Source organism: Elstera cyanobacteriorum (genome assembly GCF_002251735.1).
Lineage (GTDB): Bacteria > Pseudomonadota > Alphaproteobacteria > Elsterales > Elsteraceae > Elstera > Elstera cyanobacteriorum.
This window is the reverse complement of record NZ_NOXS01000035.1, coordinates 488,460-502,277: the sequence shown is the minus strand read 5'-3', so window position 1 is coordinate 502,277 and position 13,818 is coordinate 488,460. Positions and strand designations below refer to the sequence as shown.

The window sequence follows — 13,818 nt, the reverse complement described above, 5'->3', positions numbered from 1 at the left end:
TCACCACTTCCGTTGACTTTGCAAGCCCTTCTTGCCGCTGCGGCGATTTGCGTGTTTTCTAAGGGCAGAGAATGATCAAGGCCGGATCAACCGGCTGAGCCTGGTACCGCAGTAGCGGTGCCGACCTTGGTGGAACGGCGGGGCGCTTGTCCCCGTCAACAAACAACCCCTCGGTTCCCATGCGCTGGGCGAAAAGCGTTAGGGAACCCAATAACACGTCCTGAAAAGGCCAAAGGCCGGTAGGACCAAGACCGTCCTCAAGTAGGCCAAAGGCCGATAGGACAAAAAAAGACCCGGGGAGGGGCGACCGGCGCAGGTGGGCGGACCTGCGCCGGTTTTGCTTTTGGGGGCGGGAAAGGTAAAACTGTAACTACGATTACCGTTTACTTCCCTAAATTTAATTCATCTGTTTTTAATACAATCTTTGTTGCGACCGGATCGCGACTCGGGCATGTTTTGTCGGGTCGAGAGAGACGAAAAATCCTTTTAAATGAAGGTTTTCGTTTTTTCGATTGAAATAAAACCGCTTGCCCTCTGGGAGAATATACAATGAAGCGTGCCTCGATTATCGGCATGGCGCTGGCCAGCCTGTTCGTCTCGACGGTCGCCCTGGCCCAGTCGGCCGACGACAAGAAGTGGGTGGCGCAGTGCCTCGTGGACAATAAGGACGCGAAGGTCTCGCTGGAGATCGTTACGAGCTATTGTACCTGCATGAACAGCCAGATGAGCGAAAGCGAAACCCGGACGATCACTGAATGGGAAAAGGCGAATCCCAACACGCGCAAGATGTGCGAACAGAAGGCCGGTTGGAACTAAGCTATTCTTCTCGTTGAAGAAGGACGGGCCGCCGCGTGCGGCCCGTTTTCTTATATATTAGGATATGATATATAGAACTATTTTACTGATTTTTCAATAATAGAGAGCGCGCTAAATATTTTATCAGTTAGTTGAAATAAGGGAATTGAGATTAAGGTTAGTGGTAGCGCGGCCCCTAGATAAAAATCTTTCTTTGATCGTCCACACAGATAAGAAAGTATACATATTGGGGCGGCGACAATTATTAATAGATAAACTTCAAGCGCCAGCGGTACGCCGATTGCTAATCCTTCAGCAAAACCGCCTCCATCGTAATTTCCTGCGCGTAGATTGGAGGAGGATGTATATAATTGCACGGCTTCAAGATGAAACTGAAATGGGATTGCGTAGTTAAATATAAATAAAAATAAAAAAGGGAAAGTGATAATTGTCTTTTTTAGAAGGGAGTTGGTGCTTGTTCGGAAGAATAATAATACAATCAATAGGGATATCAAACAAGTTAGGGTAATCTGTGTCGTTGCCATCGAAAAGAAGGTTTTGGGGTACATGGCGGCGAATACAAGGGGATTGGTGATTAATGGACGTGTTCCGATGTCATCCATTTAAAACTCCTAGCGTATTAAACTCTCTCAAACCCCGTCAGCACAGCGGCGACATTGGTGCCGATTTCGGCGACCGCATAGCCGCCTTCCTGCGTGAAGACGGTCGGCAAACCGAGGCGGGCGATGGCGGCGCCGATCAGCGGGTAATGCTCGGCCTTCAGTTTGAAGGCGCTGATCGGGTCGTTCTCGTAGGTATCGACGCCCAGGGCGATGACCAGCGCGTCGGGTTTAAAGGCTGCAACGACGCCCAAGGCTGTCTCCAGCACGCCCCGGTAGCTATCCCAATCGGTGCCGCGCGGTAGCGGGAAATTGCGGTTGAAGCCTAGCCCGGCGCCTTCGCCGGTTTCGTCGGCAAAACCCCGGAAGAAGGGATATTCGGTTTCCGGCGTCCCGTGGACCGAGACGGTCAGCACGTCGGCGCGGTCGTAGAAAATATCCTGGGTGCCATTGCCGTGATGGTAATCGACATCCAGCACCGCCACGGTGGCCCGCCCTTGGTCGCGCAGATATTGGGCGGCGAGGGCGGCGTTATTGAGGAAGCAATAGCCGCCATAGGCCGCTTTGGCGGCGTGATGCCCCGGCGGGCGGCAAAGGGCGTAGGCGGCGCGTTCCCCCTCCGCCACCAGCGCGGCGGCGGTCAGGGCGCATTGGGCGCTGGCATAGGCGGCATCCCAGGTGCCTTCGACGATGGGCGTTCCGGCGTCAAAAGCGTAATAGCCCAGCTTGCCGTTTACCCCCGGCGGAATAACATCCTGGCGCATACTGCGCGCGGCAAACCCGCTGGGGAGCATAAACCCATCTTTGCCGACGGCTTTCCATTGATCGAACGCACTGCGTAGAAATTCGACCAGCCCGGCATCGTGCAGGGCCAGGATCGGCGCCAGACCAAAGTCGCGCGGCGCCGTCAACCCGTGCCCCGCCGCCGTAACGGCATCGCGGATATAATCGGCGCGCGACGGCATTTCAAAACAGGGCACCAATTCGCCCCGATGCAGCTCCATGCCGCCATCGTGGCGGGCGTGCAGGGGGGAATAGACGGCTTTCATGGCGGGGCCTCCCAACCTCCGGGGTGATGCGATCAGCTTCAACAGGCCGGTGACGATAGGTCAAGAGGTTGCTGAAATATGTCCAAAACCGCGATTGTTGCGCAGGAATGCAGAAAATCTTGCGTTGACCTTTGTCCGGGCGCAGGCTGACGTGAGCGATTGTGACGGTTGGAGGGGGCGATGCGGCGCTTTCTAGCGGTTCTGCTGATGGCCGGTATTCTGCCCGGGGTGGCGTACGCCCGGGTGGTCGATCTGCTGCTGGTGATGGCGGTCGATGTTTCCCGCTCGATCGACGAGGAAGAATTTACCCTCCAGCGCGAAGGATACGCTCAAGCGCTGACCGATCCTGCCGTGGTCACGGCCATTCGGTCGGGGCCGATGGGGGCGATTGCCGTCGCCTATATGGAGTGGTCGGGGGCCGGTCTCCAGGCTGTGCTGGTGCCGTGGACGGTGATCGATACGATGGAGGCGGCGCAGCGCGTCGCCGCGATCTTGCGTCGCGAACCGCGCCCGTTTGGCGAACGCACAGGGGTTGGCGCCGCCATTGGCGCTTCCGTCGCGCTGATCGAGGCCGCACCGCACGAAGGGCTGCGGCAGGTCATCGATATTTCCGGCGACGGGCGCAATAGCTCCGGCCCCGAACCGCGCGCCTTCCGTGATATTGCCGTTGAAAAGGGCATTATCATCAACGCCCTGCCCATCGTGAACGATAAGCCGACCTTTGGGCGGATGGAGGTTGACCTACCGGGGTTCTTCCGCGAGGAGGTGATCGGCGGCCCCGGCGCCTTCCTACAAGTGGCGGAAGGGTTCGGCAGTTTTGCCGCAGCGATCAAAGCAAAATTGGTGCGGGAAATCGCTTGGCAAGGACAGGCTGATGAATCACAGCGTATTGCAGTAATACCGCTGGGTAAATAATTCCGGCTGAAATTGGGCCGCGAATTTTGCTAGGGTCGCACGGCTAGCAGTAGGGATTAGAACCAATGGCAGTCGGTAACTCGGCCCTCGGGCAGAAAAACCTTTCGCAGAAGACCACGGGCGCCAAGGGCGGCCGGGATGCTGACGTGCAGGTGGCCGGGTATAAGATCGATGGCGACGTTCTGTCCAGCATCCGGGGCGCGGCCAAAAAGACGGGGGTAAATTTCTCTTACCTCATGGCGCAGGCGGCCCAGGAAAGCAGCTTCAATACCGATGCGAAAGCGTCCAGCAGCTCGGCGACCGGCCTGTATCAGTTCCTCGATTCCACCTGGATGCAGATGGTGAAGGAACATGGCGGCAAGCACGGCCTGGGCCAATATGCCAATGCGATCGAGATTGGCCGCAGCGGCTATACGGTGCGCGATCCAAAGCTGAAGCAGGAAATTCTCGATCTGCGCAAGGATGCGAAAATCGCCGCCGTGATCGGCGCGGAATTCGCCCTGGGGAATAAGGAGACGCTGGAGCGGAACCTGAACCGCGCTGTCGGCGGGGCGGAAATGTACCTCGCCCATTTCCTCGGTGCGCAGGGCGCGACCAAGTTTCTCGCGGCGGTGGATCGCAACGCCGATTTGCCCGCAGCGAAGTTGATGCCGGAAGCGGCAGCGTCCAATCGCAATGTCTTCTACGATAAGGAAACCGGCCGCCCGCGGACCGTGGGCGAGGTTTTCCGCATGTTCAGCCGTTCCATTGAAAAGAAGGCGGAAAGTTTCGCCTCGCTGGAGGATGGCGGCATGGGCGGCGCGGTAGCCGCCGGGCCGCGCGCGGGCAAGCCTTCGGTCAGCACGATGCAGGGGCCACGGCAAGACTATGTGCGCTTCCTGCCGCAAGCGCCGTCCGCCGATAGCGAGACGGTGGTGGCTCTGCCGACCGGCCTGTCGAATGCGACCTTCCTGACCATGCTAACCATTGCCGCGCTCGAAACCACCGAAGGCGTTGGCGATGCGTTGGACAAAAAAGATGCCGATGGCGATGGCCGCGTAACGGCGGCGGACGCGCGCGCGGGGGGCCGTCAGGATCAGGAAACCGCCAATGCCGCCCTTGAAAAAGGGCTGCGGGAAGCCCGGGCGGCGGAAGCCGTGCAGCGGTTCAAGTCGGCAACCCTGCTGTAAGAGCGCCGCGTCAACGGCGCTGTGTCGATATTTTCTCGACAGTGTGCCTTTCTCTCGCCGATAATACCGCCCTATAAAGCATACGATTGTGCCGCCGTTCGCGGGTGGCATGGCTGACAGGAAACGGACAGAGGGTGCGGCATGGAGTCCACTCCGCTCGCCTCCGGGGCGATTGGAACGGTCGGGACGGGGGAACCCCCGCCAGATCGGCAAAGCATGGCCATCGCGGCGCTTCTGGACCAGATCGGTCGACGGGCCGATGCGGCGGCCTGGGCGACGGGCCTGCACCCGGCCCAATGGTCGGCCTTGCGCTATTTCTCCCGCGCGGGGGCCGAAGCCCGGACCGTCGCGGCGTTTGCGGCGTTTGTCGGCGCCTCGCTCGGCACGTCCTGGCAAACGGTGAAGGCGCTGATCGGCAAAGGCTATGTTACCAGCAATAAAATGCCGGGGCGCGGTAAAGTGCTGCGCATCGATCTGACCCAAAAGGGCCGTCAGCGCATTGCCGATGATCCTTTGGCGGAAATTGGTCGGGCGATTGCCCAGCTTGATCCGACCTTGCGGATTACCCTGATCGAAGCCGCAGAAGGCGTCTTGCGCCGCCTGCCGGCGCGCGGCGTTGCCGCAGCGGCGGAGGAGGAGACGGTACCTGGCGAGGCGGAGGCTGAGCGGCCCCGGCCCTCGATCCATCCGGTTCCTTTGGCGAGCGACCCGACGCCAACCGAGGCGGAGGATGCGGGGGAAGCCGTGATTGGGTTTTTCCCGCGTGGGGGCCGGGTTTCGGCGCCCGAATAACCCGTTACGGGCTGATCGCGGCCAGCAGTTCTTCCGGCTCGAAGGGCTTAAACACCACGGCATCGGCCCCGCGCGCTTCGGCGGCGGCGGTGGAGACTTCGAGCGGCATCGACCGTGACCCGCCGGAGACCACGACGAAGCGCGTTTGCGGCCGGGCGGCGCGCCAGCGGGCGAGCAGTTGTAGCCCATCCACCCCCGGCATCCACAGGTCGGTCACCACCACATCGAAATTCTGGGCCGGATCGCGCAGCCAAACCTCGGCCTGCTCGCCATTCTCGGCAGTTTGAATGCGATGCCCGGCGTCGGACAGGATCAAGGCAATGGCGTCCCGCACGGCGGCCACGTCTTCGACGATCAGGATGGACAGCGGGGCAGCAGCGTTGGACATCAGGGGCGGCCTAGGCGGTTATCATGATAGGACAACAGTTTATGCCGATTCTTCCGCATAGGGAAAGAGGGTGAGCACGGCTTCTGCTATTCCACAGTGATTGTCACCGGGGCCGAGGCTTCGGGCCGCTGCGGCAAGCGCACTTGAAAAGCGTGGCGCCCGGGTTCAATTGGCCAATGGAACGGCTGGTCGGGCGGGCTGACTTGGCGGGCGATCCCATCGGCATACCAGATGACCTGCGCGACGGGCGGATCGGTTGCGACGCGCAGGGTTAAGCGATTGGCCGCGTCCGGCACTTCCGGGTTGCGCCACAGCCGCAGATTGTTCCGGGGGGCGGTAATAGTCAGCGCGACCGGCTGTTCCGCCCGGCGTAGGGCGGCGCGCGGTGGGGGCAGCGCGGGGGAAAGCGCGGCGCGCGCCCGATCCATCGGCAACCATTCGCGCAAGATCGGCCCGCAGGCGGCGCTGGTCTTAGCATAGGCCGCCTCCTGCCCCGTTGCGCTACACAGGGCGACGCGCTCATACCCCACCGGTGCTGGAAAATCGGCGTCCAGCATCTCCCCGGCGGTGGTGCGATGGGCGAGCAACATCAGCGCGCGGGCGAGCGGCGCGGCACCCCCGGCCCCGGTAACCTGCCGCATCGGCGCGGCGTCGGGTCGCCCGACCCAGACGCCGATCAAATAGCGGTCGGAATATGCAATCGTCCAAGCGTCGCGATAGGCCTGCGACGTGCCGGTTTTAACCGCGACTGGAAACGGGTAATCGGTCGGTCCACCGCGCGGGAAACTCGGCAACCGGGCGAGCGGATCGGCCAGAAACCCCGTCACCAACCGGGCCGTCTCGGCGGAGATCAGGCGGCGTGGCGGCTCTTGCGTCTCCCCGGCGTACCAGTGCAGCGGCTTGAGAATCCCGTCATTCGCCAACGCGCCATAGGCTTGAAGCAGCCAATCGAGCCGTGTCGGCAGCCCGCCGATGGCCATCGACAGGCCGAAGCTCTCGGCGGGCAGGGCGATGTGATGTAGCCCGACGTCTTCAAAAAACCGGAAGCTCGGCTCGAACCCCAGGGTGCGCAGCAGGGTAGCGGCGGGGATATTGCGGGAATTGGCGAGTGCTTGGCGCGGCAGCAGCGGCCCCAGGAACTGCCCATCGGCGTTCGCCATACCGAAGGCTTCCTCCGGCGCGTCGGCCATCACCTGATCCGGGCGCAGCACCCCTTTTTCGAGCGCGAGGGCAAACAGGAAGGGTTTCAGCGTACTGCCGGGGGACCGGGGGGTGCGGGTGAAATCTAAGGCGCCGCCGGGCGTGCCGAAAAATCCCGCCGATCCTACAGCGGCGCGGACGGCTAAGCTGCGGCGGTCGAGGATCAGGGCGGCGGCCTGCTCGGCTTCCGCCCCGCGCCAGTCGGCGACATGCTTCATCAGCAATGTTTCCGCCGCCTGTTGTAAGGACCGGTCGAGCGTTGTGACCACGCGCCCGTCGCTGCCCAGGGGCGACCAGCCGCTCTGATGCAATGCCTCCTTCAGTCGCAGCACCACATGCAGGCTGCCGGGGCGGCGGGCGGGGGCTTGCAGCCGCAGGCGGGAAAGCTGCTCTTCTGCCAACCGCCGTTCGCCATTGGTCAGAACGCCCCGCGCTTCCAGCCGCGCCAACAGTTTCCCAGCCCGCGCCAGTGCCCTTGGGAAGCCATCGGCCCGCAGCGGGTTCATCCGGGCGGGGGCCTGCGGCAGGGCGGCGAGAAAGGCAATCTCCGCCCAGCTTAAATCATCGACCGGCTTATCGAAGTACCAGCGCGCGGCATGGGCGATGCCGTGGCTGCCGTTGCCATAGGGCACGAGGCGAAGATAGTGGCGCAACAACGCCTCCCGCCCATAGCGCGCGGTCAGCAGCAGCGCCGTTCCCGCTTCCAGAAACTTCGCTTTGAAGGCCCGATCCGCCGGGCGCTGCATGCGGGCGATCTGCATCGCAAGGGTGGAGGCGCCGGAGCGGCCCGATCCCGTCGCGCGCTGCCACACCGCCCGGCCCACCGCCAGCGGATCGACGCCGGGATGCGACCAGAAGCGCTGATCTTCCAGCGCCAAAGTGGCCAGCGCCACCCGTTCCGGCACGCGCGGCAGCGGCCAAAAGCCATAGTCGGCGCGTGGCCCGTCCTCCGTCACCTGGGCTAGAAAGGCGCCAGTCCGATCGACCAGCACCGCGCTGGGCGGCGGGCTTTCCAGCCGGGCGCGGGCCGAAAGTTCGGCCCCAAGGACGGCGACCCCCGCCAAGCCGACGAGGGCGGCTAGAAGCGCCGCGATTCGGCCCGCTGTTCTCACCGGCTGACCGTCACCCGCGCGCCGGGGCTGTTGCCGCGTACCTCCGTGCGGTACATCAGTTCCGCCTCGCTGGGTGGCTGGGTGAAGCTGCCCGGGATCGTGGCGCGGCTGCGCAGGGCGAGCTTATAGGTGCCGCGCGGCAGATCGGTGAAGAAGAAGCTAACCTGATCGTCGAGGAACGACACCGCACTCCAGGCGCTGGTGACCTTCGTGCTGATTTTCGCCTCTGCCGGGGCGGTGGCGAGGCTGGGGTTCAGCGGCTCCATTCCTGCCGCCAGCGGAATGCGCACGGCAACATGGGTGCGGTCTTCGGCGGTGACCACCTCTACGACATCTTCAATGACGTCGCCGACTTGCAGGCTAAGACTGCCGGGGGCGAGTTTTTGCAGCGGTCCACCGCCGGGGGGAACGCGGTAGCTGTCGCGCTGGACGACGAAACCCTGCGCCCCGGCGGCAGCGTCTGCCCCCGGTTGTTGCGGCACGAAGCTTTCGTCCAGCGTCACGGTCAGCGCCGGTTGCCCCGTGGGCGCGGCGAGTTTTGCGGCGTCAGGCGCCAGCAGGGTTTCCCGCACGAGCAGTTGATTGGCGGCGAGCATGAGGGGTTTGCCCGCGCCGCTGCCCAAGGTCAGGTCGGCGCGGGCAGGCTGGGCTGCCGTTTGCAAACCATTCTTCACCAGGGCGAGGATCGCCTCGCTATTGGTATTGGTATTGCCCCAGCCATTGCCCTGGCCGCTGTCGATCAAGGCACGCACCAGCATCGCATTGCGCGGATCGTTCGGCGTGGCCGTGCCGACGGCGCGGATCATTTGGGCGAGGCTGCGGGTTTCGGACGGCAGCAGAACCGCCGGGCTGCCGCTGCCAACGAACCCATCGAAGGCCAGCCCCTGCGGCGTCTGCCGGGTTTTGACGGCGGCCCAAAGCTGCGCCAGCACGCCATCGAGCACTTGCGTGTCGGAAAAGCGAGCGGCGGTCAGCACCCGCACGGTTTGGGCCAGGGTTTCTGGGCCGAGGGTGCGGGCGCGGCGGGCGAGTTCGGCGAGATAGCCGGTTTCAAGGCTGCCCGCCTGTGCTAGGGCCGCCAACGCCTGCGCCCGTTCGGCCCAAGCCGCCTCCCCAAGGCGCTGATCGTCCCCCGGCGCGCGCAGGGCGCGCTTGAGCGCCGTCGCCAGCCGCTCCAGCAGGGCGAGATCGACCGCCTCGCCGCCCTCCCGCGCTTCGATCAGAAACTGCAACGCCCAAGCCGTCAGCGTCACATTCCCTTGCGTCCCCGGCCAGAAGGCGGCAAGGCCGCGCTCGTCGGTCGAGCGGTCGATCGTGTCGATGGTCTGGCGCACGTCACGGGACAGGCGGGCGAGCAAAGCGGCTTCCCCCAGCTTATCGGCGATGGGTTTCAGCGCCAGTTCGACGCGGGCGAGGCTGATGCGCTGTTCGGTGCAGCCCCAGGGGGCTTCGACCAAATGCACCATCCCGGCAATGACGCGCGGCAGGGCGGGATCGCTGGCGAGCAGCAGGGAGCGGCGCAAGGTGCCCGGACGCGCCGGGTCGGCGACGGCGGGAATCTCCAGCGTCTGCCCGGGGGCCAGGGTCAGAAGCTGCTGGCGACGGGTGGCGGGCCGGTCGGGGCGCAGCGGCAGGCTGATTTCTACCGCGTCCCCCGCTTGATCGGCGAGGCGCTGCACCGTGAAGCCCAGGCGCACGGCGCTGCGGTCCAAGCTGCCATCGGGGCGATAGGTGTGCTGGCCGACTGCGACTGGATAGTCCAGCCGCTGCGGGCGGTTGGCTTCCCAGGTGAAGCTTTGTTCGGCGGCGCCCGATAGGGTTAGCCCATCGGCTTTCAGGGTGGCTTTCCCGGCCCCCACTTCGCCTTCAACCACACGGCCAATTACGCTGGCGTCGAACGTATCGCCCGGGCGCACGAAACGCGGCAAAGCCGGTTGCGCGATGACCGGCAGGCGCACGGGTAACTCGCCGGTGGCATAGCCGAAGCGGTCCGGTCCGCTGATCGCTTTGGCACGCAGTTTAAAAACCGTCAGACTATCGGGCAGCGTCACCGGGATCGTGACCTCGCCGTTCGGGCCGATGGGCACGGTCGGCAGATAGATCGGCACCGGGGTAAAGTTTTTGCGCACGGCGATATTATCGACGCCCAAATCGTCCATCGGCTTATCGCCGCCCGGCGTTTCCATCAACGGCAGCAGCCCGAAGGCCAGATTGCGGCTGTCGCGCGCCGCCATCTGCATCTCGCGCGGCACGATGAACTGCGGCAGTGGGTCCAACGGCTGTTCTTTCGCCAGTGACAGCACGGCTTGGTCGATCAGCCAGAAAGTCGCTTCCCCCGCCAAAGGCTTCCCGGCCTCATCCCGCAGCTTCAGCACCACATCGATAGTTTGGCCGGGGCGGGCTTTTTCGGGGTAGGTGAAGCTGGCGGTGATCTGATGGGCGACAGGGGTGACCGTCAGCCATTTCGACGCGGCCAGGGTCGCCGGTTTGCGCAGATCGAACTGCGCCGTTGGCGCCGGGGCCTCGCCGGGCAAGCGCCCGCGCATGACGAGGAAGTGAACTGCAACGCGCGGCATCTGCGTCTTGCGGATCGGCAGGGTAAAACTGCCGCGGCCCTTTTGAATGTCGAGCCACTCATAGCGGAAGGGGCCTTCTGGTTCTTCGACGATGGCCAGCGCTCGCGCGGTTTGAAAGGGGCTTTGCAGCACCAATTGCGCCGTTTCGCCGGGATCGTAGCGGTCTTTATCGGTGCTGACCGTCACCGTTTCGGTCGGCGGGCGCGACCAGGTGACGGGGGTGCCGCCATTGACGAACAGATCGACGGAAACCGCCTGCCGACGCCCGATCTTATCGGCGGCCTCGGCCTGAACCAGATAGACCCCCGCCTCGCGCACGGGGAACTCCAGCGTCAGCGCGTCGTCGGCGCTGGTGATTTTGCGCTCTTCGATCACCTCGTCGATGGTTTCGGTGGTGTATTTGGCGGTTCCTTGCGAAAAATCGCCCGCTTGCAGCAGCGAATTCCAACTGCGTTTGATCAGCTTCACCGTCAGGCCGACGCCCGCGACCGGCGTGCCCTGTGGGCCGATGGCAATAATCTCCGGCTTCAGGCTGGTGGCGCTCTCAAGATAGCGCGGCACCTTCACCCCCAGCACGAAGGCGGGCAGCGCCTGCACTTGGGTAGAGGTGCGGACCTGAATATCGTCCGGCCCGGTTACGGTCGCTTCGATCTGATAGCGGCGCGGGTGGCCGGTCGGCTCCAGCGTTGGATTGAGGGTGATTGACGCGCCGCCGCCCTCGTCCGTCCGGGCGGTTTGTTCCAACACCGGGCTTGCGCGGAATTTTTCCTCTGCCCCGAAGCGCGAATCGCTGGAGAAGAAGAAACCGGGCCGGTCGGGCGGCGTCCAGGCTATGGGGGCCTGAGTTACGCGCCAAGTAATAGGCCGATCAGCGACCAGCCCGCCCGCGAAATAGCGCGCGGTAAGATCGACGCCGAAGGCTTCGTCCAGCGGGGCGCGCTGCGGGCCGTTCAGCAGCACTTCGAAAGTCGGTAGGCGGTAGGCGTCTTTCTTAAAGGTCATCCGCCCGCAGCTCTCCGGTGCCTTACCCGCGCTTTCGAAGACGGCGCTATACTCGCCCGTCGCCACGGTCTTTTCGGCAAAGGCGTAATGAAAGCTGCCCGTGTCGCTGAGCGTGACCGGGACGCGCCACTCCTCGTCATTCGGGCCTTGGATCACCAGCGTGCCGCCGCCCGTGGCAAAGCGATGGGCCCCGCCGAGGTAGCTGCGCACGAAGCCCTTCACTTGCACCGGGTCTTCCGGGCGATAGATCGGGCGTTCGGTGAAGATATGGCAGAGCACGCGCGGCTTTTCTTGGCGCGGCTCCAGCGGTTGCAGGGTCCAATCGAGCCAGCCTGAGACGGTGTTATTCCACGTTTGACCCGCATAGCGCGGCAGCACGAGGCCGGGGTGCAGCACCAGCCGGTCTTCCCCCTTGGTGACGGTCAGCCGATACCAGGGCCGGGTTTTACCGCCCGGCGCCCGCCAAGTGACGGCGCCCAAGGTATCAGTTGTGGCGTCAAGATAGGCTTGCTCTTGACGGCCCTCGCCCCCCTCCAGCCGCACCCGCGCCCCGGCGACCGGTTGGGCGGTGGCGAGGGAGGTGACGAAGAACCGGACGGCCCCTGCTTCCTCCACCGCCGACAGCGAAAGATCCGTCACCTGAAGGCGCATCCAACTACGCACCCCCGGCCCATCGGTGCGGCGCAAGCCGACCAGATAGGTGCCGGGGCGCTCCGGTCCAGCAATCCGCGCCAGATAGGGCTGAAGGTCGATGCCCAGGCGGGCCAGACCGCCGCCACGCTTGCCCGGCAGGGGGATGATTTCAGAAATTGACGGCGTGCCGAGCGCGGAGAGCCGGGCGGCCAAGTGCTCGGCGGTGATCGGCGTTACCTCCCGGTGGGCGGCCGGGGCCAGCCCGTCGAGCGGCGGTTCGACCGTCTCGTCAATCTCAACGGGGCCATTGGGGAAGGGCCAGAAGCTGCGCGCCAGCGGATCGATGGGGTGAATGCGCAGATCGACTTTCTCCACCCCGCGCGCCCGGATCGGCACCATCTGCGGCCCTAACCGTTCGGCGATGCCTTGGGATTTTTCCCAAGCAAGGACGGGCCGTTCCGGGCTGAAAAACACCCGCCAGCGGGTGAGACCGGCGAGATCGAGCGGGCGGCCGTCGGTATCCGTCACCCCGGCATCGCCCAGGTGGAGATCATAAAGCGTATCGGGCCGAAAGGCGCCGCGCAGCAGCAGGGCGTTCGGCCCATCCGGTACGGCGGTCAGCCCGTCTACGGGCGGGGAGAGGCGCAGCAAATTCGCTGTCTGCACCGGGTCGAGCGCCGGGAGCGGGGCCGAAAAACTGAGGCGCAGGGCGGGGCTAATCGGTCCCGCTTCCGTCTCGCGGTAGCGGGTCGGTTGGCACGCGAGGGCGTCATCCCCCGCCGCGCCATCGTAACCGCGCCCGCAGGCAAGGCCGGTCGCGCGGAAGGGCTGGGCGGTCGAAAAGTTCAGACTGCTGACGGGGGCATCAAGGCCGCTGTCCAGCGCCTGCCGTAGCCGAACGATGACTTTGGCGCCGTCTTCGATGGGGGCGCGGAACTGAAGGGCGTAATCGGCGGTGCCGTCGCGGCTGCGGTCGAGCGGCTTGATGGTGAAATCCTGGGCGGTCAGGCTGCGGCCCTGGGCGGCGTCCAGCCCCGGCAGCGGGCGGATCTCCACGGTCAGCAACCGCGCCAAGAGGGCGGGATCGACCGGATCGGCGAAACTCAGAATAACCTCGCGCGGGCTGGCGACCTGCGTCACCCCATCGGCGGGCTGACTGCTAACCGGGGCGGGCATCAGCACGGTCAACCGCTCGCGTCGGGCACCCAGGCTGACGGTGACCTCCCCCGCCGCAGGCCAGGGTTCGGCGGGCTTGAAGTGCAGCGTGCGTGGATTGATCCACAGCCAGCTTCCCGGCTGCGGCGGGTCGAGCGTGACGATCCGCCCCGGCTGATCCTCCGGCGCGGGCTGGGCTGGGCCGACGTCTTGATTGAGGAACAGGGTCAGCGAATCCCAGCGCCGCAGAAACCGGTCGGGCACCAGCACGGCGCCATCGGCGCGGCGGGCCTGATCGAGCGGCACGGTGGGCGCCAGTTTCGGCGGGTCGAGCACCACCGGCGGCGTTTGCGCCACGGCAGCGGTGCAGAGCAGAAGAGCGGGGAGGAGCCAGCGCATCGGGCGATCCTTC

General features: G+C 64.5%; 9 protein-coding genes. 4 read left to right on the top strand and 5 right to left on the bottom strand.

From position 1 onward, the window contains the following. The first annotated feature begins 549 nt into the window (after positions 1 to 549). Positions 550 to 816: a hypothetical protein gene (locus CHR90_RS18855; RefSeq protein WP_094410656.1), complete on the top strand. Its 267-nt coding sequence runs from the start codon at positions 550 to 552 to the stop codon at positions 814 to 816. 77 nt (positions 817 to 893) lie between these two features. On the opposite strand, the gene CHR90_RS19350 is transcribed toward CHR90_RS18855, so the two are convergent. After that, complete coding sequence (locus CHR90_RS19350; RefSeq protein WP_141211002.1) at positions 894 to 1,418, bottom strand: hypothetical protein; 525 nt, start codon at positions 1,416 to 1,418, stop codon at positions 894 to 896. 17 nt (positions 1,419 to 1,435) lie between these two features. Next, positions 1,436 to 2,464 carry a histone deacetylase family protein gene (locus CHR90_RS18850; protein ID WP_094410655.1) on the bottom strand — a complete coding sequence of 343 codons (1,029 nt, stop codon included), beginning with the start codon at positions 2,462 to 2,464 and terminating at the stop codon, positions 1,436 to 1,438. 180 nt (positions 2,465 to 2,644) lie between these two features. On the opposite strand from CHR90_RS18850, the gene CHR90_RS18845 reads away from it, so the two are divergent. The 3 genes from CHR90_RS18845 (at position 2,645) to CHR90_RS18835 (ending at position 5,340) form a co-directional block, all read left to right on the top strand. After that, positions 2,645 to 3,379: a DUF1194 domain-containing protein gene (locus CHR90_RS18845; RefSeq protein ID WP_229671482.1), complete on the top strand. Its 735-nt coding sequence runs from the start codon at positions 2,645 to 2,647 to the stop codon at positions 3,377 to 3,379. A gap of 65 nt (positions 3,380 to 3,444) precedes the next feature. Next, positions 3,445 to 4,548: a transglycosylase SLT domain-containing protein gene (locus tag CHR90_RS18840; RefSeq protein WP_094410654.1), complete on the top strand. Its 1,104-nt coding sequence runs from the start codon at positions 3,445 to 3,447 to the stop codon at positions 4,546 to 4,548. A 141-nt stretch (positions 4,549 to 4,689) separates the two neighbouring features. Continuing rightward, a complete protein-coding gene (locus tag CHR90_RS18835) occupies positions 4,690 to 5,340 on the top strand; it encodes a MarR family winged helix-turn-helix transcriptional regulator (protein WP_141211001.1) in 651 nt (216 codons plus the stop codon). A gap of 4 nt (positions 5,341 to 5,344) precedes the next feature. On the opposite strand, the gene CHR90_RS18830 is transcribed toward CHR90_RS18835, so the two are convergent. The 3 genes from CHR90_RS18830 to CHR90_RS18820 all read right to left on the bottom strand — a co-directional run bounded on the left by CHR90_RS18830 (position 5,345) and on the right by CHR90_RS18820 (position 13,805). Continuing rightward, a complete protein-coding gene (locus CHR90_RS18830; protein WP_094410652.1) occupies positions 5,345 to 5,728 on the bottom strand; it encodes a response regulator in 384 nt (127 codons plus the stop codon). An 86-nt stretch (positions 5,729 to 5,814) separates the two neighbouring features. Then, a complete protein-coding gene (locus CHR90_RS18825; RefSeq protein ID WP_094410651.1) occupies positions 5,815 to 8,040 on the bottom strand; it encodes a transglycosylase domain-containing protein in 2,226 nt (741 codons plus the stop codon). Continuing rightward, positions 8,037 to 13,805: an alpha-2-macroglobulin family protein gene (locus tag CHR90_RS18820; protein WP_094410650.1), complete on the bottom strand. Its 5,769-nt coding sequence runs from the start codon at positions 13,803 to 13,805 to the stop codon at positions 8,037 to 8,039. Before CHR90_RS18820 ends, CHR90_RS18825 begins: the two co-directional genes overlap by 4 nt. Positions 13,806 to 13,818: the final 13 nt, after the last annotated feature.

Bases quoted from the DNA above. Each gene is read 5' to 3' on its own strand.
- CHR90_RS18855 (WP_094410656.1), top strand. From the start codon at position 550: ATGAAGCGTGCCTCGATTATCGGCATGGCGCTGGCCAGCCTGTTCGTC.
- CHR90_RS19350 (WP_141211002.1), bottom strand. From the start codon at position 1,418: ATGGATGACATCGGAACACGTCCATTAATCACCAATCCCCTTGTATTC.
- CHR90_RS18850 (WP_094410655.1), bottom strand. From the start codon at position 2,464: ATGAAAGCCGTCTATTCCCCCCTGCACGCCCGCCACGATGGCGGCATG.
- CHR90_RS18845 (WP_229671482.1), top strand. From the start codon at position 2,645: ATGCGGCGCTTTCTAGCGGTTCTGCTGATGGCCGGTATTCTGCCCGGG.
- CHR90_RS18840 (WP_094410654.1), top strand. From the start codon at position 3,445: ATGGCAGTCGGTAACTCGGCCCTCGGGCAGAAAAACCTTTCGCAGAAG.
- CHR90_RS18835 (WP_141211001.1), top strand. From the start codon at position 4,690: ATGGAGTCCACTCCGCTCGCCTCCGGGGCGATTGGAACGGTCGGGACG.
- CHR90_RS18830 (WP_094410652.1), bottom strand. From the start codon at position 5,728: ATGTCCAACGCTGCTGCCCCGCTGTCCATCCTGATCGTCGAAGACGTG.
- CHR90_RS18820 (WP_094410650.1), bottom strand. From the start codon at position 13,805: ATGCGCTGGCTCCTCCCCGCTCTTCTGCTCTGCACCGCTGCCGTGGCG.